Here is a 22,257-nt window from a genome sequence, read left to right on the forward strand (position 1 = left end):
CTACTCGCTTTCGCTGTCGCCGCGCTTGCGCGCATTGACTGTCACCGGCAGCGTGGTGTCGGCCGCCATTTCCGGAAGATCCAGCGTCCAGCCGTTGGCGATGCGGATCCAGCCGCCCCACAGCGTGGTGTGCTCGGATTCCACGATCGGCTCCTCGAGATCCTTCTTCGGAACATAGATCGACAGGCCGGTCTCCGGCGAGCGACGGATCATGATCTTCACAGGGCCGGCTCCATGCTTGGCGGGTTCGTGCTTGGTGGATTTGCGATTGACGGATTTGTGCCTGGTGGATCGTCGGAGGCGATCTGCGCCTGCCACGACGGCGACGACGCCCGCACCCGGGCGACGATGGAGGGAACGACCTCCAGTACGCGCCCGATCTCCTCGGAGGTATTATCGCGCGACAGCGAGAAACGGATGGCGCCGCGCAGCCATTGCGGCGCGACCTGCATGGCCCGCAGCACATGCGACGGCTCCATCGAGCCGGAGGCACAGGCCGAACCGAGCGAGGCGGCGACGCCAGCTGCCGTCAGGTGATGCAGGATCGCCTCGCCGTCGAGATGCGCAAACGCGACGTTGGCGGTATTGGGCAGGCGATGATCGCCGTCGCCGAGCACGACGCAGTGGCCGACGGCGGCGATGATGCCGTTTTCGAGGCTGTCGCGCAGGCTGCGCACCCGCGTCGCCTCGTCGCGAAGGTGGGCCGCCGCCAGCTCCGCCGCCTTGCCGAGGCCGACGATGCCGGGAACGTTTTCGGTACCGCCACGGCGACGGCGCTCCTGCGGCCCGCCGCGCACCAGGGGCGCGAACGGCGTGCCCTTGCGCAGATAGAGCGCGCCGATGCCCTTGGGTCCGTGCAGCTTGTGGCCCGACAGCGACAGCATGTCGATGGCGGTCGCCTTGAGATCGACACCGACCTTGCCCACCGCCTGAACGGCGTCGGTGTGAAACAGCGCGCCGGCGCCATGGGCGCGCTCGGCGAGCTCGGCCACCGGGAACAGCGTGCCGGTCTCGTTGTTGGCCCACATCACCGAGGCGATGGCGGTGCGCGGCCCGAGCGCCCGCGCATAGGCGTCGACGTCGAGCCGGCCACATCCGTCGACGCCGATGCGGTGGACCTTGACGCCGCGGGCGCTTTCAAGATGGTCGACGAGCGTGAGCACCGCCGGATGCTCCACCGCGGTCACCACGATCTCGTCGCGGCCGGTCTGGGTTTCAAGCGCCGACAGAATTGCCGCATTGTCGGACTCGGTGCCGCCCGAGGTGAAGACGATCTCGGCCTCCGAAGCGGCGCCGAGCAACTGCTGCAGCGAGCGCCGCGCCTCGCGCAGGGCCGGCGCCACCGCATGGCCGAAGGCATGGACGGAGGATGCATTGCCGAACTGGTCGGAGAAATACGGCAGCATCGCCGCGACGACGGCCGGATCGGTCCGCGTGGTCGCATTGTTGTCGAGGTACACCGGCTCCACGACAACCCTCTTCAGTGGGGCGCCTTCAGCGGGGGCGCTTTGGCCGCGCCGGGCGCTCCGGCGACAGGGATCAGACGGACGAGTTCACCGAGCCGCTCGACGATCTTGGCCTGGATGCCTTCGATGGTCGCGCTCGCCAGCTTGCAGAACACGCAGGCGCCGGTGAGCTTGACCATCACCTTGTTGCCCTCGATGCCGACGAGGACGCAGTCGCCGCCATCGCGCTTGAGGTTCGGCCTGATCTCCTCGATCGCGGCCCGGATGATCTCGGCCCTCGCGTCGTCGGCGCTCAGGGACTTCGGTGCGACGTCTGTTTCAGCCAGCATGGTCTTGATCTCTTCCTGTTGCGGCCCGACAAGGCCGGATGGATCGCGGACGTAGAAACCGGGACCGGCTCAGCCGAAGGATTTGCCGCAGCCGCAGCTCGTCTTGGCGTTCGGATTGTCGAAGGTGAAGCCGGAACCTTCCAGGGCAATGACGAAATCGATCGTCGTGCCGGCGAGCATCTCGTGGCTCTTGTTGTCGATGAAGACCCGGACGCCGTCACGCTCGATGACGGTGTCGTCGGGGTCGACCTCGCTGACCAGCCCGAGATTGTATTTCAGCCCGGCGCAGCCGCCGGCCTCCACCATGATGCGCAGGCCATCAACCGGATTGGGCGCGGCCGTGATCGCGTTGCGAACCGCATTGAGAGCGCTGTCGGTGAGATTGATCATCGTGTTCGACCCCTTGGCATTGGATCAAGCCATGCCAGAGAGGATGGCAAGTCTCGTGCCATGCAGCAAAGTGCTGATTTAACGTGGGATTTCGCCGGAGCCAGGCTGTTGTCTTCCCGACGCTTGTCGCGTTTGCGACAGCTTCGCTCCGGCAGACAAATTGCATGGGCCCCTGTCAGGATGCCCGCCCCGCGGGCCGTGTCGGGACTGCGACACCATCCACTGCTGACGGACCGCATGCCGAGAGACGGCCATGCCGAGAGATAATGGGAGACCGACGTGACGACGCTCGAGAAGACCGTAACCATCGACGCCACTGCCTTCGCCCGGCTCGACAGCGAGGGACGCCTGCTCAATGCGGTGTTCAAGGGCCCGAGCACCAAGCCGGGCCGCTTCGGCTTTCGCGGCGATATCGCGCTGAAGTTCCAGACCCAGGTCGCCGATGAGAAACGGCCGCCGGACTTCTCCATCGAACAGGTGCTGGCGGTCGCGCAGGCCGGCGAAGACACCATTCCCGTGCTCGCCGGCTACCTGCATTCGTTCGCCTATCTCGCGCCGGCGGTCGAGGTGCTCAAGGGCCTGCTGCGTCCGGACGGCGCCTATTTCCTGTTCTGCAACAACATCGACCTGTTGGCGCACTACACCATCACGCTCGACGGCATCACCTTCCACATCCTGCCTCTCGACGAATCCACGGTCTGGAAGGAAATGCTCGACCTGCTGGCGATCGACAAGAACGACATCAAGAAGCTCGATACCGCCGGCAAGCTCGATTACGTGCTCGATGCCGCGGTGGCGCTCAAGCCCAAATATGAAGTGATCAGCTACGAGGAGGGGCTCAAGCGCGCCGGCCCGGTCAAGAACCGCAACGAGAACCGGCCGGTGTGACACCGGCCTGGTGCCCGCTTTCCGGAGTTCGTGTCCGGAAGATGCCGCAGCTGACTCGCGAACTTCGAAAACAGGGTACTGGTTCACTCCTCCGCGGCCGCCGGCGTCTCGTCCTCGTCGTCTTCGACCAGGGTGACGCCGGTGACGCAGATGTCATCGTCGATCACGGCGAGCCGCACCGCTTCCAGCACGTTGCCCTTGCACGGTCCGTCGACGCACTGGCCTGTGCCGATGTCGAACAATGAACCATGTTTGCCGCACAACAGCCGTGTGCCGTTGGAATCCAGGAACTGGCCGCGCTCCCAATCGAGATTGGTGCCGTGATGGGGGCAGCGATTGACATAACCGAATACCTGCTTGCCCCAGCGCACCACGATAATCGGCCATGGCAGCGGACCGTTCTCGCCTTCAATCAAGAGCTGAAAGCCGACCGCCCGCCGGCTGGGAATGTCGTTCATGCCGCAGATCGCATAGGCGACGGGGACTTCGCTGGTCGTTTCAGTGAGCGTCGACATCGCATCCTCGAATTTTGTCACGCCCTTCGCCTTGCAAGAATCCTGCAAGTCTGCCCCCGCACGTTTGGCCGCGACCCGGCATCGATTTCAGCGCCGCGCGATCTGGCACAAAAATTGAAATCCACTCCTTCAGACCATGTCTTTTTGTTCTGGAGGTACAGATGAAACTGCCAAGTGATCGCGCCGCCGCCACGGTGGACGACATCAAGGCCCAGCTCAGCGGCGCCACGCTGACAGTCTATTCGGTCGCTCGTCCGACCAATGCCGACATTGCCGTGGAACGCAGCGGCGTTCTTGCAACCCTCACCTTCGCCTCGCCGGCCTTCTCCGCCGACGGCAGCACGGCGCTGTTCGTCGCCAATCCGGTCCAGGCTGCCGATGTCGGCACGCCCGGATTCGCCCGCGCCCGCACCGCGGACGGCGCCACCATCGCCGATTTCTCGGCGGGCCCGGGCGCCCGCGAGATCAAGTTCAGCGAGGTCTCCTTCTCGGCGGGCGCGCCGATCGCGATCACCGCCTTCACCATCAAGCCGGAAAGCGCCTGGCCGGAACGGCCGGACTATTACGAGACGCGGCCGCGCAACGGCTATCCCTTGCATATGGCCTGAGGCGGCGTGCACCTGCAGATGTCCTTCTCGCGACAGTTGTCGACTTGCCGACATGAACTTGCCGACACCGACTTGCCGACGCGGACTTGCTGACACCTGGTTTCCGACACTTGGTTTTCGACACTTGGTTTCCGACACGGAGAAACGATCGATGGATTTCGCAAAACCCGAGGCGCTGGTGAGTTCGGACTGGCTGGCGGAGCACCTGTCGGATCCGGACCTGCGCATCCTCGACTGCACCTGGTATCACACCAGCACCAACATCGACGGCCGCACCCAGTATCGCGGCCGCCATCTGCCGGGCGCCGTGCATTTCGACATCGACCACTTCGCCGATAAATCCAGCCCGCTGCCCCACATGCTGCCGAGCGCGGCGGAGTTCGCCACCAAGGCCGGCCTGCTCGGGATCTCCAGCGACGATCGCGTCGTGGTCTATGACCGGCTGTGCGGCGGCGCCGCCGCGGCGCGGGCGTGGTGGATGTTCCGCGTGTTCGGCCATGACAAGGTGGCGATGCTCGACGGCGGCTTTGGCAAGTGGGCCAAGGAGAAGAAGCCGACGGAGATGGCGCCGGTGCGGCCGCAGCCGCGCAGCTTCAAGGCGACGTTCAAACCGGCGCTGGTGCGCACGCTCGGGCAGATGATGAGCAATCTTGCGAGCGGCGGCGAGCAGGTCGTCGACGCCCGAGGGCCGGCGAAATTCGACGGCACGCAGGACGACGTCTTTCCGGTCAACAAGCTCGGCCACATCCCGGACGCCATCAATCTGCCCTGGGGCGATCTCGTCGACCAGGACAGCGGTGCCTTGATCGCCCCGGAGGCGATCGCCGCGCGCTTTGCCGCCGCCGGCGTCGATCTCGGCCGCCCCGTGGTGGCGACCTGCGCCTCCGGCATCACCTCCTGCATGCTGACGCTGGCACTCTATCTTCTGGGCCACCCCGATGCCGCGGTCTACGACGGCTCCTGGGCCGAATGGGGCGTTGCGGAGGATACACCTGCGGTCGCGGCCGCCGCGGCGGCCTGAGCCGAGCGAGGACAGATATGGACGCGTCGGCAACCGATCTGAACCTGCTGGCCGAAGGGCAGGACTTCGCCCTGCTCGGCTCCGCCGACGGCCGGCGGTTCGTGCTGCGCTCCAAACCCGATCACTACGCGGCGCATCTCGACGGCGAGGACGCCGCCCGTTTCAAGGCCGATTACGACATCGTCAGAAATCAGTTCCCGACCTGGGAAGCCGACCAGACCCTGGCGCAGCTCTGGGATCAAGGCGGCTACAGCTGGCTGGCGGCACAAGAAGGAGAATAGCGATGGCCGTGCTGATCAAGACGACGCAGGACGGACGCAAGCTCGAGGTCGTCGGCCTTGCGATCTGCCTCGACGGCAAGCTCGAGGCCTTCGACCTGATCGAGGTCAAGATGCATCCCAACCGGGCGGCGATCCTCAAGGTTGCCCCCGACGCCACCCATATGGCCGGACGCGTCGCGCTGACGCGCGAGGAGGCCGATATCGTCACCCGCGCCTTCGCCGACACCGAGGCGCAGATCCTGGCCAACCCGATCGCCATCAACGAACGTTTCCGCCTCGCGCTGAAGTGGAAGGCCTGCTCGGAGGGGATCGAGTAGCGGCTCGGCCGGGATGCCGATGCCGGAAAGTCGGAAACATCCGACTTCCGGTGACAAGCCCGGCCATGACGAGAATGAAGGTCAAGGTGGATCTTTTCACTTCGTTGTGCCGCCCGGATGCGTGAATCTCGTAGCGCTTTCGCGGAGGACGACAGTCCGTCGGCGCGGAGCGCCGGGTGAGGGGTGCCGTCGCGACGGCGGCACCGGCAACTCGGGCGGGGCTACGGACTTTATACAGGCTCCGGCATGCCGTCGTGAACGTCAGGCCACAGAGCGCCCGCATCCCCGTTCAATTCATCACCTGCCCGCGCCAGCGATAGACGCCGCAGTCGTCACGGACGAACATCGCCTCGACGTTGGGATGCTGGATCGGCTCGTTCGAGGAATCCGGCTCGAGGCTCTGCTCGGAGACATAGGCCACGAACGGCGTCTGCTCGTGATCGGCGAACAGATAATAGAACGGCTGGTCGCGACGCTGTTGCGGATCGACCAGCAGCATCGCATGGGTGAACTCGGTTTCGGTGTAGTGCGGGTCGACGTCGAACACCATGCCGCGGATATTGTAGGACCGGTGCCGTATCACCTGGCCGATGGCAAACTTGGCGACGGCGATCCGCCCCATGGTCAGCGACTTCGGCATGGCCATCGACAGCACTCCCACGGCTCGTCGTCGCGGCCACTCACCGGTCCGGATCAGGCCGCCGCCTGCGCCGCGGCGTGGGTCTGGCAATTGGTCGGACAGACCCGAGCGCAGGCGCCGCAGCCGATACAGGCGCCGTCGTCGTTCATCACCATGATCTTCTTTTCGACCTCGTCATCCTCGTCGTCGTCGAGCGCCACCAGTTCGCCATCCTCATTGATGCCCTTGAGGGTCATCACCTCGCGGCCGCAGACCTTGTAGCAGCGGCCGCAGCCGATGCACTTGCCGGCATCAATGGCGAGCAGGAATTCCGGCTGCCAGAGGCGGCCATCGCGGGTGGCATTGGACATTGGCTGAGCTCGCTATCTCGGGCTGTGGCGTTCCGGCTGGGGTGATCCGACTTGTCTTGATCGGGCGAAATCGGCCGGTCAGGCCGCTTCGAGGGTCTTGAGAACGGCGCGTTTCGCCTCGAGTTCGGCGAAGGCATCGTGGGTCTTCTGGGCCACGCTCAGGATCGACTGCCAGTTCACCGGCAGCTCCTCCGACAGGTCGTGGAGGTCCATCTTGGCCTGGATCGCCTTGGCGGAGAGCTTCTTGATTTCGGCCTTGAGGCTTTCGACGTCGCTCATGGAATGTCCTCTGATAATCCGCCGCTGCTCAGTAGTCGGCGACGTCGCGGAATTTGCCGATCATCTCGACGCCGGCATTGATGTGCTTGTCACCTTCCTCGGCGAGCTTGGCGAAGCTGTCGAACCCGAAGCGATGCACATCGCGCAGCTGCTTGTTGACCACGATCAGACGCCCACCGATCAGCACCATGCGGCCGAACCCTTCATGGCTCATCTTCAGCATCGGCGAGATCATCACGCCGGTGGCGCGCTCGATCGACAGCGCGACGGCGTTGAAGAACAGCTCGAGGCGCCAGATGGTTTCCGGATCGGGATCGCCGATGATCGGCAGCGCCCGGCGCTTCTCCTTGTCGACGATGTAGGGTTCGAGCAGGTCGAGATCGGGCTTGCTGTCCCAGGCTCCATGGGAGTCCTGGGCACGCCAGACCTTGATCAACTCCTTGATGAACGGCGCTTCGGCGGGCGAAGCCTGTTCAATCGCGTCAGCGACAGCAGTCATGTTGGATCCTATTCGTCGAAATCGAGAGTACGTTCCTGGCCCTTGGCGAGGGCTTTGCGCAGCCACGGCGGCGGCGTGCCCTTGAGCACACCTTCCAGCTTGACGAGCAGATCGGAGATCTCCTCGGGCTGGTTGACCTTCATCGGATGGATGTTGTTGGCGACGACGCGCGCCGCGCCGGAACCGCCGATCGCAGCCACGTAAAGAATGGCGCAATCCTTGATCGCGTCGATCTTCGGGGCAAGCTTGTCCTCGTTGCCGTCCTCCTTGAGGTCGCCGTCGAACTGGACGGCTTCGAGGAAGCGGTGGCCGTCCGGCCCGACCTCGTAGATCGCAATATTCTTGGCCCAGCCGAAATGAGCGTCGACCCGCTTGAGATCCTGGGTGGCGAACGCAATCTTCATGTGCCGTCCCTCTCCTGTTGACGCTCAGTGCACGTGTGCCGCATGGCCGTGGCCGGGCGCCGCCAGCCCGTCGCGCCAGGTATCGGGCGTGGGCTGATGGTTCTCCTCGTGATCGGCCATCACCAGGTTGGCGATCCGGAAAATCAGGTCGCGCGTGCCGCGATAGCCCGCCGAAAGCTGGTGGCCGGCGCCGAGCCGGTCGAACATCGGCATGCCGGCACGATAGAACGGGATGTGCAGCCTCTCCGCCGCCTGACGTCCATGGGAATGGGTGATGAGCAGGTCGCAGTCCCGCGCCTTGGCGAGATTCTCGAGATCCTCGAGATCGCCGATCAGCACGTCGTCGGTCTCGACCCGCTCCAGGACCGGCGAATGGGTGGTGGTGACGGCGGCGACCACCTTGGTGCCGACTTCGTGCAGCGTGGTGCTGAGATCGAACAGCAGATCTGGCTCGGCGCCGATCGCCAGCCGCCGTCCGCCGAGATGGAAATGAGCGTCCAGCATGGCGTCGACCAGCTGGCCGCGCTGCCGGCGATATTTCACCGGCACCGGACGCCCGCTGATCTCGCCGAGAAACGCCATCAGCTCATCATTCGGGCTCAGGCCGGTGATCCGTTCGAACAGACGGTAGGGAACGCCGGTCTTGCGCTGCATCGCCTCGGCGGCGCTGCGCATCTGGGCGCCGAAAGCCAGTGTCCAGCCGGCATGGCCCATGGTGGCCACTTCCTCGACACCGATGCCGCCGATGGTGGTGGGCGTGAATTCATCCGGGATGTGGCCGTCGAGCGAGCCGGCAAGGTCCGGCAGGATCGACGGCTCCAGGCCGAAATCCTCGAAGATGGTGCGCAACTCGTCGATATCGCCCGGCGTCAGGTGCGATCCGGGCAGCACGTTGATGCGATACGGATCGCGCCGCGCCGCCGTCTTCGGCGCCTCGACCAGCACCTCGACCATCCGCGCCACGGTCTTCTCCCAGCCGTCCTGGAAGGCGTCCTTGAAATCGGGGGTCGAGACATAGACCAGCGGAAACTGCGCCAGATGGGGGTGCTTTTCGCGGATCAGCCTGAGATAGCCCTCGACATCGTCGCCCTTGGTCTCGGTGACGCCGGTGGAGCAGATGCCGATGATCTCCGGCTTGGTGCGGTTATAGATGTTGATGATCGCCTGCTCGACATTCTCGTAGCCGCCGAGAACGGTCGCCACCTCGCTCATGGCCGTGGTCTGCAGCGGGATCGCTTCCTTGAAGTGGCGGACGAACAGCACGAGGCCGAACGACGTGCAGCCCTGGGAGCCGTGCAGCAGCGGCATCGAGCCGCGCAGGCCCATGAAGGCGAGCGCGCCGCCGATCGGCTGGCTCATCTTCAGCGGGTTGACCGCGCAGGCCTTCTTGCCGAGAGTGACCGTCGCCATGCCGCCTACTCCGCCGCCTGCTGCAGGACCGGTTCGGCGACCTTCTCGGCGAGGATCTCGCGGACGCGGATGGCGCAGCCTCCGCATCCTCCCGACGCCGCCGTCTGCTGCTTCACGCCCTCGACCGTGGTCAGGCCGTGAGCCGCGATGGCGTCCTCGATGGTGCCGAGATCGACCGACTTGCAGTGACAGATCTTCTTGGCCCGCCGGGCGGCCTCGGCGCGAACCGGATCGGCGGCCAGCGCGGCCGCCTCGGCCTCCATCTGGGCCATGGCCGTGGACTGCCAGTCGGCGCCGGCCCTGGCCCAGGGCGCCGGCTTGCGAACCTCGGCCCAGACCGGATTGAACAGCGCCTTGTCGATCTCGGCGACGAGATTGACCATGCCGACATAGCCCATATAGGCGTGGTGGCGCTCCTGGTTGATGTCGAGCCAGGGCATCGAGGCCTTGAGCGCGACGAACTGCGAGCGGCCGCCGGAGAGCATGATGTCGGCCCGCGCGTCTTTGAGCATTTTGTACATTTCGCGCGGGGTCATATCCTCGATCATGTGGGCATCCTGCCCCATCAGCTCCTTGATCCGCTCCTTGTCCTCCTTGGTGGACTTCTTGACGCTGGTGCCGACCAGTTCCAGGCCGGCCTCCTGCAGCGCGGCGACCACCGACCACGACTTCACGCCGCCGGTGATCAGCAGTACCTTCTTGTTTTTGAAGCGCGGCTTGTAGGGCTCGATAGCCGCCCAGGCGCGGGCCTCCTCGCGGGCGATAAGCGCCTCGGTGCGGTCCATCAATTCGCTCGGCGCGCCGCGCTCGATCAGCATCCGCGCGATCTCGCGCAGCGAATCGCTGGTGTCCTCGATGCCGTAGAACGAGCCCTCGAAGAAAGGAATGCCGTAGCGCTCTTCCATCTTGCGGGCGACATTGATCATGGCCTTGGAGCAGACCATCATCGCCGCCTTGGCGCGGTGGGAATAGGCCACCTCGCGGTAGCGGCCGTCGCCGGAAATGCAGGCGAAAATGCGGATGCCGAGTTCGTCGAGCAGCGGCTTGACCTGCCACAGCTCCCCGGAGAGGTTGTACTCGCCGATGATGTTGAGGTCGTAGGGCGTGGTCTCGTCCGGCTCCTCGGTGCCGATGACGTGCTCGAGCAGCGCTTCGCCGGCGAGCTTGTTGCCGAGATTCTTCGGCCCGACAAAGCCGGGCGAATTGATCGGAATGACCGGCTTGCCGAACTTCTCGCGGGCCGCTTTGCACACCGCGTTGATGTCGTCGCCGGTCATGGCCGGAACGCAGGTCTGGTAGACGAAGACCGCCGGCGGATCGTATTTCTCGATGATTTCCTTGATCGACTTGTAGAGCCGCTTCTCACCGCCGAACACCACGTCGGTCTCGTTGATGTCGGTCGTGAAGCCGGTGCGCCAGATGTTCGAGCCGGAGGACCTGGCGCCGCGGTTGTCCCAGGAGTTGCCCTCGCAGGCGATCGGGCCATGGACCAGATGGGCGACGTCGGTCAACGGCTGCAACGCGATCTTGGCGCCGTCGAAGGCGCAACCGCCGGCCGCTCCGCCCGGCTGGAGCTGCTTGGTACAGCCCTTCTTGCGCTCGGCCTCGGACTTGTTGGCATTCTTGGCGCAGCCGGGTTCGTTGAAGACGCCCTGGATCGTGGCCGCCAGCGAGCTCATTCGTCTCTCCTCTCCACCGGATTTGCGGGGTCTTGCTCATTCCGCCCGCCGAGGTCCCGCCACAAGGCGGGATCCGGCGATCGTCGGTTCATTCCAGGGCGCTATCGCGGCAGATCGGGTCGCGATCGCGCTCTGGCTTACTTATTGCCGGCGCATGATCTGATCGGAAAACCGGCATCCACTTTTCCGGATCATGCTCGTTTGTCGGAGCATGATCTGATCGGAAAACCGGCGTCCACTTTTCCGGATCATGCTCGCACCTCAGCGGATGATGTCGAAGCTGTAGTCGGTCTTCGACGGAATGTTGGTATTGGCGTCGATGGTGTCGAAGATCTTGTCGAGGATCCGCACCAGGACGTTCAGACCGCCCTGATAGCCCCACACCGGATAGCGATGATGATGGTGGCGATCGAAGATCGGGAAGCCGATCCGGATCAGCGGCGTGCCGGTGTCGCGCTCGAGGTACTTGCCGTAGGTGTTGCCGATCAGGAAATCGACCGGCTCGGTGAACAGCAGCGAGCGCATGTGCCAGAGATCCTTGCCGGGATAGACGTGGCAGTTCTTGCCGAAGGGCGAGGAAGCGAACAGTGCCTCGACCTTCTCGGCCCAGCCTTTGGTGCCGTTGGTCGCGAGCACATGGGTCGGCTCGGCACCGACTTCGAGCAGGAAGGCTGCGAGACCGAGGCAGAGATCCGGATCGCCGTAGATCGCGAACTTCTTGCCATGGATGTGGGCGGCGGAATCGGCGACGGCATCCAGCAGGCGGCCGCGCTCCCTGGCGAGCGCCTCGGGAATCTCCTTGCCGGTGATCCGCGACAGCGTCATCAGGAACTCATCGGTGCCGCTGACGCCGATCGGGTGATTGAACGCCGCCACCTCCTGGCCATGGGCCTTGATCAAGGGCAGCGTCTTCTCGGTGCAGTACTGCTGCATCGAGATGGTCGCCTTGGCATGGACGGCATTGGCGGCATCTTCCAGCGTGGTGCCGCCGTCATACATCCGGAACTCGCCGTCGGTCGGGGTATCGAACACCTCGCTGTTGTCGGCGAGGATGGTGTATTCGATCCCCATCAGCTCGAAGATCCGCTTGATCTCGCGGATGTTGCCGACGGTGTAGCCGTCGAAGCCGCCGATGAAGTTCACCTTCTCGTTCGGTTGACGCTCGAGCTTCGGCGCCGTGCCCGCCTTGCCGTCCCAGAAGTGCTCGAGGATTCCCTTGAGCGCATTGTCATAGCCCGTGACATGGCTGCCGACGAAGGCCGGGGTATGGGCGAACGGCACGTCGAAATCTGCCGGCACCGAGCCTTTTTCCTTCGAGGTCTTGATGAAGGCATTGAGGTCGTCGCCGATCACTTCCGCCATGCAGGTGGTCGAGACCGCGATCATCTTCGGCTTGTACATGGAATAGGTGTTGGCCAGGCCGTCGATCATGTTGTTGAGGCCGCCGAACACCGCGGCGTCCTCGGTCATCGACGACGACACGCAGGAGCTCGGCTCCTTGAAGTGCCGCGACAGATGGCTGCGGTAATAGGCGACGCAGCCCTGCGAGCCGTGAACGAAGGGCAGCGTGCCCTCGAAGCCGACCGCCGCGAACACCGCGCCGAGCGGCTGGCAGGCCTTGGCGGGGTTCACGGTCAGCGCCTCGCGGGCGAAATTCTTTTCGCGGTATTCAGGGGTCTTGGCCCATTCGCGAATCCGCTCGACTTCCGCGGGATCGCGGGGGTTTTCGAACATCTTCTTCTTGTTCGCCAGCATCTGCTGGTATTCCGGACCGCGGAAGAGCTCGAAATGGTCGAGCACGTTGTCGGCATTCTGCGTCATGGAAGCACCCTTGATTTTGTCGTGTGTGTCGGTCCTGACCGCCGACCCCGCCGCCAGAGGGCGGGGCCGGCGATCGTGATCATTCCGCAGCGAGCAGCTTCGGCTTGGCGGCGGTCTTCCACGGCGCCTTGGTCTGCTTCCAGACCGGCGAGTTGATCGCCATGTCCATGTCACGGGCGAAGATGGCGAAGCCGTCATAGCCGTGATAGGGGCCGGAATAGTCCCAGGAATGCATCTGCCGGAACGGCACGCCCATCTTCTGGAAGACGTACTTCTCCTTGATGCCCGAGCCGACGAGATCCGGCTGGACCTTTTCGACGAAGCGCTCGAACTCGTAGCCGGTGACGTCGTCGTAGATCAGCGTGCCGTCCTTGACGTAGTGCTGGGCAGTGCGCTGATAGTCGTCGTTGTGGCCGAATTCGTAGCCGGTGCCGACGACTTCCATGCCGAGGTCCTCGTAGGCGCCGATGACGTGGCGCGGACGCAGGCCGCCGACGAACAGCATCACGGTCTTGCCTTCCAGCCGCGGCCGGTACTTGGCGATCACCGCATCCATCAGCGGCTGGTACTTGGCGATGACGCGCTCGGCGCCTTCCTTGATCTTGTCGTCGAAGAAGCCGGCGATCTTGCGCAGCGATTCGGCGATCTTGCTCGGGCCGAAGAAGTTGTATTCGCACCATGGAATACCGTACTTCTCTTCCATGTGGCGCGAGATGTAGTTCATCGAGCGGTAGCAGTGCAGCACGTTGAGCTTGGCCTTGGGTGTCGCCTCGAGCTCGGCGAGACTGCCGTCGCCGGACCACTGGGCGATGACGCGCAGGCCCATCTCCTCGAGCAGGATGCGCGACGACCAGGCGTCGCCACCGATGTTGTAATCGCCGATGATCGCGACGTCGTAGGGCGTCGGCTCGAAGCGCGGCGCGGCGTCGGGCGAGATCTTGTCGAAGATCCAGTCACGTACCGCGTCATTGGCGATGTGGTGGCCGAGCGACTGCGACACGCCGCGGAAGCCTTCGCAACGCACCGGAACGATGGTCTTGCCGTCGTATTCCTTGGACTTGTTCTTCGACACCGCCTCGATGTCGTCGCCGATCAGGCCGATCGGGCATTCCGACTGCACGGTGATGCCGTTGTTGAGCGGAAAGAGCTCCTGGATCTCATCCATGATCTTGGCGAGCTTCTTGTCGCCGCCGAAGACGATGTCCTTCTCCTGGAAGTCGGAGGTGAACTGCATGGTCACGAAGGTGTCGATACCGGTCGTGCCGATGTAGTAGTTGCGGCGCGCCGCCCAGGAATACTGGCCGCAGCCGACCGGGCCGTGGCTGATATGGATCATGTCCTTGATCGGCCCCCAGACCACGCCCTTCGAACCGGCATAGGCGCAGCCACGAATGGTCATGACGCCCGGGATCGACTTCAGGTTCGACTTGACGCCGCAGTCCGACTTGCCGGATTCATGGACGTTGAGGTGCTTGGCGCGGCGTTTGGCGGTCTTTTCCGGATAGACCGACAGCACCTCCTGGATCAGTTCCTTGTTGCGCGCCTTGATCTCGGCGACGCTTTCCGTCTTGGTCAGGCTCATTCGCGTGTCCTCGCTTGATGCAATGGGGAGCCGCCACCCGGCCTATGCCGGGCGGCGGAAGGGCGTCAGGCCGTGGCCAACTCGGCGGCGGTCTTGCCGATCTGAGACTCGTCGATCGCCTTCATGATGCCGTGCTCCATCAGCATGTCCTCGAGCTCGTCCATGGTGATCGGGGTCGGGATGATGCCCTTGCCGGCGTTGACGTGGATCTTCTGCGCCAGCGTGCGGTAGTGGCCGGCCTGGACCGAATCCGGGGCATATTCCAGCACGGTCATGCGGCGCAGCTCGGCGTGCTGCACGATGTTGTCGCGCGGCACGAAGTAGATCAGCTGGGTGCCGAGCTTCTTGGCCAGCGCTTCCGCCAGCTCGAGCTCCTTGTCGGTCTGGCGCTCGTTGCAGACGAGGCCGCCGAGGCGCACGCCGCCGGAATTGGCGTATTTGAGAATGCCCTTGGAGATGTTGTTGGCGGCGTACATCGCCATCATCTCGCCGGACATCACGATGTAGATTTCCTGCGCCTTGTTCTCTCGGATCGGCATCGCGAAGCCGCCGCACACCACGTCGCCGAGCACGTCGTAGGAGACGTAGTCGATGTCCTCATAGGCGCCGTTCTCCTCGAGGAAGTTGATCGAGGTGATGACGCCGCGGCCGGCGCAGCCGACGCCCGGCTCCGGACCGCCCGACTCGACGCAGCGGATGTCGCGGTAACCGATCTTCATCACTTCCTCGATCTCGAGGTCCTCGACGCTGCCGGCGTTGGCGGCCAGGCTGAGGATGGTGTCCTGCGCCTTGGCGTGCAGGATCAGACGGGTCGAGTCCGCCTTGGGATCGCAGCCGACGATCAGGATCCGGTGGCCCATCTCGGCCAGCGCCGCCAGCGTGTTCTGGGAGGTGGTCGACTTGCCGATCCCGCCCTTGCCGTAGAATGCGATTTGTCTCAGTGACGACATGGTGCTCTCCTTGGAAGTCCGTTGTCCGCTCGATTTCGCTAACTCAGGTGTCCGCTCTGATCGCGTCCGCCCCGTCTGCTGCTGGAGCGATCCGACCTCGTCGGCCCTGCGGGATGGATCACCAGCACCGCGTTCGGGCCTTGCAGCCCTGAGGTTTGCAACGACCGTGCCAGCGCTTATGCTTTTTAAAAAACGGTTGAATCGGAAGGAGATAACCAGATCGCCCGGCGGTTGTTGTAAACCCGACATGACGCGGCGGGGGCCGACGCCGGCGACGGCACCTGTCCGGAATTCAACACGCTGCCTGGCGCCGATCGGACAGCCCGCCGGCCATGGGCGGCGCCGTGGTATGTCGCTTGCTTGGCTCCTGGGACAGAGGGCCATGACGACGACAAGGTGACAGCATGCAGAACAATGTCCGGCTGACCGATCTTCGGCTCACGTCAAACGCCCCGGTGCTGTTCGTCGTCGAGGATGACGAGGTCATCCGCTCCGCCCTCACCTTCATCCTGCGCGACCACTATGAGACCCACGCCTATGCGAGCCTCGACCAGCTCGGCGCCGGCGCCGCGAAACACAGCCCCGACCTGATCCTGGTCGGCGACGGATTGGCTGACGGCACGACGCCAAGCCGGCAGGATCTCGCCGATCTGGGGCAGACCAAGCTTCTGCTGCTCGCAAATACGGTCGGCAGACCGTTGACCGGAAACGACTCGGACGACGCTGCCGCGCATTGCGGTCCGTTCGGCCGAAGGGCTGACGGCATCCTGCGCAAGCCGATCACCGTCGACAACGTCCGCGATACGGTGGCCGCGCTGCTGGGCGACGGCCGCGCCTGATACCCTTTCCCCCTCTTCTCCCTCGGAGATCGCCATGGACCTCGTCTTGACCGCCACGCCGCCGACCGAGACGCCGAGCAGCATCGAGGACATCGAGGAGAATTTCTCGCTGCTCGACGACTGGGACGACCGCTACCGCTATGTCATCGAACTCGGTCGCAAGCTGGCGCCGATGACCGAGGCCGACCGCGGCGACGTCAACAAGGTCCAGGGCTGCACCAGCCAGGTCTGGCTGGCCGTACGCACCGAGGGCTCCGGCGAGGCGGCCGTGCTGAGCTTCTCCGGCGACAGCGACGCCCACATCGTGCGCGGTCTTGTCGCCATCCTGCTGGCCATGGTGTCCGGCCGGACCGCGAAGGCGATCCTCGCCGCCGATCCGATCGCGCTGTTCGAGCGCCTCGGCCTGCGCGAGCACCTTACGCCGCAGCGCTCCAACGGCTTCCGCTCCATGGTCGACCGCATCCGGCGGGACGCGGAGGCGGCGGCGCGGTAGCGTGGAGACACCGATCGACAATCTGAACGCCGAAGCGTTTTCTTTGGCCATGGCCGGGCTTGTCCTGGCTTGTCGCGGCCATCCACGTTTTTCTTTGCCGAACTGCCGTCCGGTTGCGGACGCCCGCGACCGGTCTTCGCCGTCGGTTTCGACCCGGCACGATGGTTGGGCACGCCGAAGCTTCTTGGCGAAGGCGGGCAAGAGCGGGCATGACGAAGAACGAATTTCCCCGCCGAGCTCGCGACAGCGGGGATGACCGCTGGGGATTGGACGCGCCGATGGGTCGCGCAGACAGCGGTCCGCGCGCGGCTACAGCGGCGTCATCTCGCGGCCGCGCATGATCACCACGGCGGCGGGGCGCGGAAATTCGACGGTGTAATAGATCTCGCCGAGAAAGCTCCAGCGCTCGCGGATGATGCCGAGATCGTTGCTCTGGACCACGATCTCGCCGACATCCTTGTGAGGATAGATGCCGTCATTGGCCACCGGCCGCAGCGCGCGCACCGTATCGCCCGGCCTGAAATCGCCGTTGAGTTCCTGCTTCGGCGCCGGACAGGGAAATTGCCTTACTTTCCGGCGCTGGACGTCGCGCAGCGCCGGACCGCCGGCGGAATGAAAGCAGATGCATTGCGGCGCGTTCATGCGAGGAACTCCTTGGCCTTGACTACCGCCCGGACGAGTTCGTCCACCTCCTGGCGCGTATTGTAGAGCGCGAAGGATGCGCGACAGGTGGCCGCCGCGCCGAAACGCTCCAGCAGCGGCATCGCGCAATGGGTGCCGGCGCGTACGGCTACGCCGGAACGATCGATGATGGTGGCGAAGTCATGCGGGTGGCCGCCCTCGACCTCGAAGGAGACGATGGCGCCCTTGCCCTTCGCCTTGCCGATGATCCGCAAGGAATTGATCTCGCCGAGCCGCTCATGGGCGTAGGCCACGAGATCGGCCTCGTGCGCCCGGATCCGGCTCTTGCCGATGGAAGCGATATAGTCCAGCGCCGCACCGAGCCCGACCGCCTGGACGATCGCCGGGGTGCCGGCCTCGAAGCGATGCGGCGGCTCGCCGTAAGTGACGCGGTCCTGGCTGACCTCGCGGATCATCTCGCCTCCGCCATTGAACGGCGGCATCGCGGCGAGATGGGCATGCTTGGCGTACAGCGCGCCGATGCCGGTCGGGCCATAGAGCTTGTGACCGGTGATCGCATAGAAATCGCAGTCGAGGTCCTGGACGTCGACGTCGAGATGGACCGCCCCCTGCGCGCCATCGACCAGCACCGGAATGCCGTGGGCATGGGCAATCCGCACCACCTCCTTGACCGGCACCGTCGATCCCAGGACGTTCGACATCTGGGTGATGGCGACGATCCTGGTCCGCGGCGACAGCAGCTTCTCGAACTCGTCGAGCAGGAAGTTGCCCTCATCGTCGACCGGCGCCCATTTGATTACCGCCCCCTGGCGCTCGCGCAGGAAATGCCAGGGCACGATGTTGGCGTGGTGCTCCATGATCGAGAGCACGATCTCGTCGCCCTCGCCGATCCGCTCGCGACCGAAGGTCTGGGCCACCAGGTTGATCGCCTCGGTGGCGCCGCGGGTGAAGACGATCTCGTCGCTGCGCGCCGCATTGAGGAATTTCGCCACCTTGTCGCGGGCGCCCTCATAGGCGTCGGTGGCGGCATTGGCGAGGTAATGCAGGCCGCGGTGGACATTGGCGTATTCGGAGGTATAGGCCGCCGTCATCCGATCGAGGACCGCCATCGGCTTCTGCGCCGACGCGGCGTTGTCGAGATAGACCAGCGGCTTGCCGTGAATGGTCATGCCGAGGATCGGGAAGTCCTCGCGCAGCCGCGCCACATCATAGCCGCCGTCGCTCACCGCCGGATGCATGGCTCAGTGCTCCTTCAGCCACGCCGCAGTAGCATTCGACAGCACCTCGCGCAGTCCGTCATGGGGTAGTGGATCGAGCACTTCGGCGGCAAAGGCCTGGACCAGGAGCGCTCTCGCCTCGCGCTCGGGAATGCCGCGCGCCATCAGATAGAAGGTCAGCTGATCGTCGAGCGGACCAGCCGTCGAGCCGTGACCGCATTGCACGTCGTCAGCGAAGATCACCAGCTCCGGCTTGTGGTCGGCGCGGGCATCGTCCGACAACAGCAGCGCCCGCGACATCATCTTGGCGTCGGTCTGCTGCGCCGCCTGCCGCACCGTGATCCGCCCCTGGAACACCGCGCGGGCCTGATCGTCCAGCACCGACTTGAACGCCTCGCGGCTCTGGCCGCCGGGGGCGGCATGATCGACCGCCAGGGTGGTGTCGGCATGCTGGGTCCCCGACAACAGGCTCACCCCGCGAATGCCGGCCACGGTGCCTTCGCCACCGAGGCGGATGAACTGCTGGTTGCGGATCACCGCCCCGCCGCTGATGAAGCTCAGACTGTTGAACGTCGCCCGCGGCCCGACATGGGCGAGCAGGGTGCCGACGTGCAGCGCCGTGCTGCCCTCGCCGATCACCCGGACATGTTCGACCTCGGCGCCCTCGCCGATCACGAGCTGCAGCGCGGCGTTGACCTGATAGTCGGTCTTGTCGGGCCCCTCGTGGGTCTCGACCAACGTCAGTTTGGCGTCGGCTCCGATCACCGCGAGCGAGCGGGTGAACGACGAAACCGCGCGCTCGCCCGTCGTGACGAAGACGAGGTGGATCGGGCGCTCGATCGCCGCACCCGGCGCCACCGTCAGCACCACGCCGTCGCCGGCGAACGCCGTATTGAGCGCGAGGCTGGCGTCATCCGGCGGAACCACGTCGCCGAGGCGCTGCTCCAGCAAGGGCTCGTCGGCGGCGAGCGCCTCGGCCATGGAGCGGATCGCCAGTCCGGCTTCCAGCCCGGCGAGATCGGAGGCCGCGGCAATGAGGCTGCCGTTGACGATCACCAGCCGGCGAAAGCCGAGCGCGGCGAGCATCTGGCCGCCGAGAGAGGCCATCGCCTCCGGCTTCGCCAGCGGCGCCATCTCCGGCATCAGCTGGCGCAGATCGGTGTATTTCCATCCCTCGAGCTTCCGGCTGGGCAGGCCGGTGCGGCCGAACAGATCGATCGCCGCCTTGCGCTGGGCGGCAACATCGGGCCCGCCCGGCAGCGCCGTGCGCGCGCCGAGATAGGCGGCGGCCAGCGCCAGCTCGGCCTTGGTCTTCATCGGGGACTTGATCGGATGGGCGATGGCATTCATGGCTCACGCCGCCTCGTTCTGGTACTGGGCGTAACCGGTCTTCTCCAGCTCGAGCGCCAGGTCCTTGCCTCCGGTCCGCACGATCTGTCCCGCGGCGAGCACGTGGACGACGTCCGGCACGATGTAGTCGAGCAGGCGCTGGTAATGCGTGATGACGATCATGCCGCGCTCGGCCGAGCGCAGCGCATTGACGCCGTTCGCCACCACCTTGAGCGCGTCGATATCGAGACCGGAATCGGTCTCGTCCAGCACGCAAAGCTTGGGCTGCAGCAGCGCCATCTGCAGCGTCTCGTTGCGCTTCTTCTCGCCGCCCGAGAAGCCGACATTGACCGGCCGGCGCAGCATCTCCGCGTCGATGCCGAGGTCCTTGGCGATGTCGCGCACGCGCTTGAGCAGGTCCGGCGACGACAGCTCCTCCTCGCCGCGCTTCTTGCGCTGGGCGTTGAACGCGGTCCGCAGGAACGTCAGGGTCGCCACCCCGGGGATTTCGATGGGGTACTGGAAGGCCAGGAACACGCCCTTGGCGGCGCGCTCGTCCGGCGCCATGGCGAGCAGATCCTCGCCGTCGAGCAGCACCTCGCCGGCGGTGATCTCGTAGCCGGGCTTGCCGGCCAGCACATGGGACAGGGTCGATTTGCCGGCGCCGTTCGGCCCCATGATGGCGTGGATCTCGCCCTTGTTCACGGTAAGATCGAGGCCCTTGAGGATCTTGCGACCGGCGACTTCGGCCTCGAGGCCCCGGATCTGCAACAGCGGCGTCATGCGACTTCTCCTCGTGATACGCGTTGCGGCCTCAGCCCACGCTTCCTTCCAGCGAGATCGAGATCAGCTTCTGGGCCTCGACCGCGAATTCCATCGGCAGCTGCTGCAGCACGTCCCTGACGAATCCGTTGACCACCAGCGCCACCGCCTCCTCCTGCGACAGCCCGCGCTGGACGCAGTAGAACAGCATGTCCTCGGAGATCTTCGAGGTCGTCGCCTCGTGCTCGAACAGCGCCGAGGCGTTCCTGGCCTCGATGTAGGGCACGGTGTGCGCGCCGCATTCGTCGCCGATCAGCAGCGAATCGCAGGCGGTGAAGTTGCGCGTGCCCCTCGCCTTGCGATGGGCGCTGACGAGGCCGCGATAGGTGTTCTGCGACCTGCCCGCGGCGATGCCCTTGGAGATGATCCGGCTCGTGGTGTTGTTGCCGAGATGGATCATCTTGGTGCCGGAATCGACCTGCTGGTAGCCGTTGGAGATCGCGATCGAGTAGAACTCGCCCCGCGAATTGTCGCCGCGCAGGATGCAGCTGGGATATTTCCAGGTGATCGCCGAGCCGGTCTCGACCTGGGTCCAGGAGATCTTGGAATTGCGGCCGCGGCAGTCGCCGCGCTTGGTGACGAAATTGTAGATGCCGCCCTTGCCCTCGGCGTTGCCGGGGTACCAGTTCTGCACCGTCGAATACTTGATCTCGGCGTCGTCCAGCGCCACCAGCTCGACCACCGCGGCGTGGAGCTGGTTCTCGTCGCGCTGCGGCGCGGTGCAGCCTTCGAGATAGCTCACATAGGAGCCCTTGTCGGCGATGATCAGGGTGCGCTCGAACTGGCCGGTGTTGCGCTCGTTGATGCGGAAATAGGTCGACAGCTCCATCGGGCAGCGCACGCCCTCGGGGACGTAGACGAAGGAGCCGTCGGAGAACACCGCCGAATTGAGCGTGGCGAAGAAGTTGTCGGAGGTCGGCACGACGCTGCCGAGATACTTGCGCACCAGCTCGGGATGCTCGCGCAGCGCTTCCGAGATCGGCATGAAGATGACGCCGGCCTTCTTCAGCTCGGCCTTGAAGGTGGTGGCGACCGAGACCGAATCGAACACCGCGTCGACCGCGATCCTGCGCTCGCCTTCGGGCCGCTCGACCCCGGCCAGCATCTCCTGCTCGCGCAGCGGAATGCCGAGCTTGTCGTAGGTCGCCAGAATCTCCGGATCGACCTCGTCGAGCGAGGCGAGCTTCTTCTGCTTGGGGGCGGAGTAGTAATAGAGATCCTGGTAGTCGATCCTGGGATAATCGACCCGCGCCCAGGTCGGCTCGGTCATGGTCAGCCAGCGGCGATAGGCCTCGAGGCGCCATTCCAGCATCCAGGCCGGCTCGCCCTTCCTGGACGAGATGAAGCGGATGGTGTCTTCGGACAGACCCTTGGGGGCCTTTTCGGATTCGATCGCCGTCTCGAACCCATAGCGATATTGATCGACGTCGATCTGGCGAACCTGTTCGATCGTTTCCTGGACAGCCGCCATGATCTACCCCACCGG

Annotated in this window: 27 protein-coding genes; 7 read left to right on the plus strand and 20 right to left on the minus strand. The window is 65.0% G+C overall.

What is annotated here, in order from left to right:
• From nifT to DB459_RS03960, 4 genes are all read right to left on the minus strand, one after another.
• Complete coding sequence (nifT, locus tag DB459_RS03945) at positions 1-222, minus strand: putative nitrogen fixation protein NifT (protein ID WP_253711641.1); 222 nt, start codon at positions 220-222, stop codon at positions 1-3.
• Positions 219-1,469, minus strand: coding sequence for a cysteine desulfurase NifS (gene nifS / locus DB459_RS03950; RefSeq protein WP_253711642.1), 1,251 nt, complete (start codon positions 1,467-1,469; stop codon positions 219-221). The genes nifT and nifS overlap by 4 nt, the downstream gene beginning before the upstream one ends.
• A gap of 11 nt (positions 1,470-1,480) precedes the next feature.
• Complete coding sequence (locus DB459_RS03955; RefSeq protein ID WP_253711643.1) at positions 1,481-1,795, minus strand: NifU family protein; 315 nt, start codon at positions 1,793-1,795, stop codon at positions 1,481-1,483.
• 69 nt (positions 1,796-1,864) lie between these two features.
• Positions 1,865-2,185, minus strand: coding sequence for an iron-sulfur cluster assembly accessory protein (locus DB459_RS03960; RefSeq protein WP_253711644.1), 321 nt, complete (start codon positions 2,183-2,185; stop codon positions 1,865-1,867).
• A 279-nt stretch (positions 2,186-2,464) separates the two neighbouring features.
• Between DB459_RS03960 and DB459_RS03965 the strand changes: the two genes are divergently transcribed.
• A complete protein-coding gene (locus DB459_RS03965) occupies positions 2,465-3,073 on the plus strand; it encodes a hypothetical protein (RefSeq protein WP_253711645.1) in 609 nt (202 codons plus the stop codon).
• Positions 3,074-3,156: 83 nt separating this feature from the next.
• On the opposite strand, the gene DB459_RS03970 is transcribed toward DB459_RS03965, so the two are convergent.
• On the minus strand, positions 3,157-3,588 hold the full coding sequence (locus tag DB459_RS03970; RefSeq protein WP_253713414.1) for a Rieske 2Fe-2S domain-containing protein: 432 nt from the start codon (positions 3,586-3,588) through the stop codon (positions 3,157-3,159).
• Positions 3,589-3,749: 161 nt separating this feature from the next.
• Between DB459_RS03970 and DB459_RS03975 the strand changes: the two genes are divergently transcribed.
• The 4 genes from DB459_RS03975 to DB459_RS03990 all read left to right on the plus strand — a co-directional run bounded on the left by DB459_RS03975 (position 3,750) and on the right by DB459_RS03990 (position 5,815).
• Positions 3,750-4,196 (plus strand): hypothetical protein, encoded by a 447-nt coding sequence (locus DB459_RS03975; protein WP_253711646.1) that lies wholly within the window; start codon positions 3,750-3,752, stop codon positions 4,194-4,196.
• Positions 4,197-4,347: 151 nt separating this feature from the next.
• Positions 4,348-5,217: a sulfurtransferase gene (locus tag DB459_RS03980; protein ID WP_253711647.1), complete on the plus strand. Its 870-nt coding sequence runs from the start codon at positions 4,348-4,350 to the stop codon at positions 5,215-5,217.
• A 17-nt stretch (positions 5,218-5,234) separates the two neighbouring features.
• Entirely contained in the window at positions 5,235-5,498 is a 264-nt protein-coding gene (locus tag DB459_RS03985; RefSeq protein WP_253711648.1) for a hypothetical protein, read from the plus strand.
• Between the two features lie 2 nt (positions 5,499-5,500).
• On the plus strand, positions 5,501-5,815 hold the full coding sequence (locus tag DB459_RS03990) for a hypothetical protein (RefSeq protein WP_253711649.1): 315 nt from the start codon (positions 5,501-5,503) through the stop codon (positions 5,813-5,815).
• 289 nt (positions 5,816-6,104) lie between these two features.
• On the opposite strand, the gene hspQ is transcribed toward DB459_RS03990, so the two are convergent.
• The 10 genes from hspQ to nifH all read right to left on the minus strand — a co-directional run bounded on the left by hspQ (position 6,105) and on the right by nifH (position 15,429).
• Positions 6,105-6,461: a heat shock protein HspQ gene (hspQ, locus tag DB459_RS03995; RefSeq protein WP_253711650.1), complete on the minus strand. Its 357-nt coding sequence runs from the start codon at positions 6,459-6,461 to the stop codon at positions 6,105-6,107.
• Positions 6,462-6,508: 47 nt separating this feature from the next.
• Positions 6,509-6,805, minus strand: coding sequence for a ferredoxin III, nif-specific (gene fdxB / locus DB459_RS04000; protein ID WP_253711651.1), 297 nt, complete (start codon positions 6,803-6,805; stop codon positions 6,509-6,511).
• A gap of 78 nt (positions 6,806-6,883) precedes the next feature.
• Positions 6,884-7,084: a CCE_0567 family metalloprotein gene (locus DB459_RS04005; RefSeq protein WP_253711652.1), complete on the minus strand. Its 201-nt coding sequence runs from the start codon at positions 7,082-7,084 to the stop codon at positions 6,884-6,886.
• Positions 7,085-7,112: 28 nt separating this feature from the next.
• On the minus strand, positions 7,113-7,583 hold the full coding sequence (locus DB459_RS04010) for a NifX-associated nitrogen fixation protein (RefSeq protein ID WP_253711653.1): 471 nt from the start codon (positions 7,581-7,583) through the stop codon (positions 7,113-7,115).
• Positions 7,584-7,591: 8 nt separating this feature from the next.
• Complete coding sequence (gene nifX / locus DB459_RS04015; RefSeq protein ID WP_253711654.1) at positions 7,592-7,987, minus strand: nitrogen fixation protein NifX; 396 nt, start codon at positions 7,985-7,987, stop codon at positions 7,592-7,594.
• A 24-nt stretch (positions 7,988-8,011) separates the two neighbouring features.
• A complete protein-coding gene (nifN, locus tag DB459_RS04020) occupies positions 8,012-9,397 on the minus strand; it encodes a nitrogenase iron-molybdenum cofactor biosynthesis protein NifN (RefSeq protein WP_253711655.1) in 1,386 nt (461 codons plus the stop codon).
• Positions 9,398-9,402: 5 nt separating this feature from the next.
• The gene (gene nifE / locus DB459_RS04025; RefSeq protein ID WP_253711656.1) at positions 9,403-11,076 is read right to left on the minus strand and encodes a nitrogenase iron-molybdenum cofactor biosynthesis protein NifE; all 1,674 of its coding nucleotides are present in this window, start codon (positions 11,074-11,076) and stop codon (positions 9,403-9,405) included.
• Positions 11,077-11,337: 261 nt separating this feature from the next.
• The gene (nifK, locus tag DB459_RS04030) at positions 11,338-12,897 is read right to left on the minus strand and encodes a nitrogenase molybdenum-iron protein subunit beta (RefSeq protein WP_253711657.1); all 1,560 of its coding nucleotides are present in this window, start codon (positions 12,895-12,897) and stop codon (positions 11,338-11,340) included.
• Between the two features lie 79 nt (positions 12,898-12,976).
• A complete protein-coding gene (gene nifD / locus DB459_RS04035) occupies positions 12,977-14,479 on the minus strand; it encodes a nitrogenase molybdenum-iron protein alpha chain (protein WP_253711658.1) in 1,503 nt (500 codons plus the stop codon).
• Between the two features lie 65 nt (positions 14,480-14,544).
• The gene (nifH, locus tag DB459_RS04040; protein WP_253711659.1) at positions 14,545-15,429 is read right to left on the minus strand and encodes a nitrogenase iron protein; all 885 of its coding nucleotides are present in this window, start codon (positions 15,427-15,429) and stop codon (positions 14,545-14,547) included.
• Positions 15,430-15,833: 404 nt separating this feature from the next.
• Between nifH and DB459_RS04045 the strand changes: the two genes are divergently transcribed.
• Positions 15,834-16,268 carry a hypothetical protein gene (locus DB459_RS04045; protein WP_253711660.1) on the plus strand — a complete coding sequence of 145 codons (435 nt, stop codon included), beginning with the start codon at positions 15,834-15,836 and terminating at the stop codon, positions 16,266-16,268.
• Between the two features lie 34 nt (positions 16,269-16,302).
• Complete coding sequence (locus DB459_RS04050; protein WP_253711661.1) at positions 16,303-16,761, plus strand: SufE family protein; 459 nt, start codon at positions 16,303-16,305, stop codon at positions 16,759-16,761.
• Between the two features lie 309 nt (positions 16,762-17,070).
• Here DB459_RS04050 and DB459_RS04055 read toward each other — a convergent pair whose 3' ends face one another.
• The 5 genes from DB459_RS04055 to sufB are packed head-to-tail and all read right to left on the minus strand — an operon-like array spanning position 17,071 to position 22,242.
• Positions 17,071-17,403, minus strand: a complete 333-nt coding sequence (locus DB459_RS04055; RefSeq protein WP_253711662.1) for a nitrogen fixation protein NifZ — start codon at positions 17,401-17,403, stop codon at positions 17,071-17,073.
• The gene (locus DB459_RS04060; protein ID WP_253711663.1) at positions 17,400-18,641 is read right to left on the minus strand and encodes a cysteine desulfurase; all 1,242 of its coding nucleotides are present in this window, start codon (positions 18,639-18,641) and stop codon (positions 17,400-17,402) included. The genes DB459_RS04055 and DB459_RS04060 overlap by 4 nt, the downstream gene beginning before the upstream one ends.
• Before the next feature lie 3 nt (positions 18,642-18,644).
• Positions 18,645-19,970 carry a Fe-S cluster assembly protein SufD gene (gene sufD, locus DB459_RS04065; protein ID WP_253711664.1) on the minus strand — a complete coding sequence of 442 codons (1,326 nt, stop codon included), beginning with the start codon at positions 19,968-19,970 and terminating at the stop codon, positions 18,645-18,647.
• A gap of 3 nt (positions 19,971-19,973) precedes the next feature.
• Entirely contained in the window at positions 19,974-20,732 is a 759-nt protein-coding gene (sufC, locus tag DB459_RS04070) for a Fe-S cluster assembly ATPase SufC (protein ID WP_253711665.1), read from the minus strand.
• A gap of 31 nt (positions 20,733-20,763) precedes the next feature.
• Complete coding sequence (gene sufB, locus DB459_RS04075; protein WP_253711666.1) at positions 20,764-22,242, minus strand: Fe-S cluster assembly protein SufB; 1,479 nt, start codon at positions 22,240-22,242, stop codon at positions 20,764-20,766.
• Positions 22,243-22,257: the final 15 nt, after the last annotated feature.

The sequence above is a fragment of the Bradyrhizobium sp. WD16 genome (assembly GCF_024181725.1).
Taxonomy (GTDB): domain Bacteria; phylum Pseudomonadota; class Alphaproteobacteria; order Rhizobiales; family Xanthobacteraceae; genus Bradyrhizobium_A.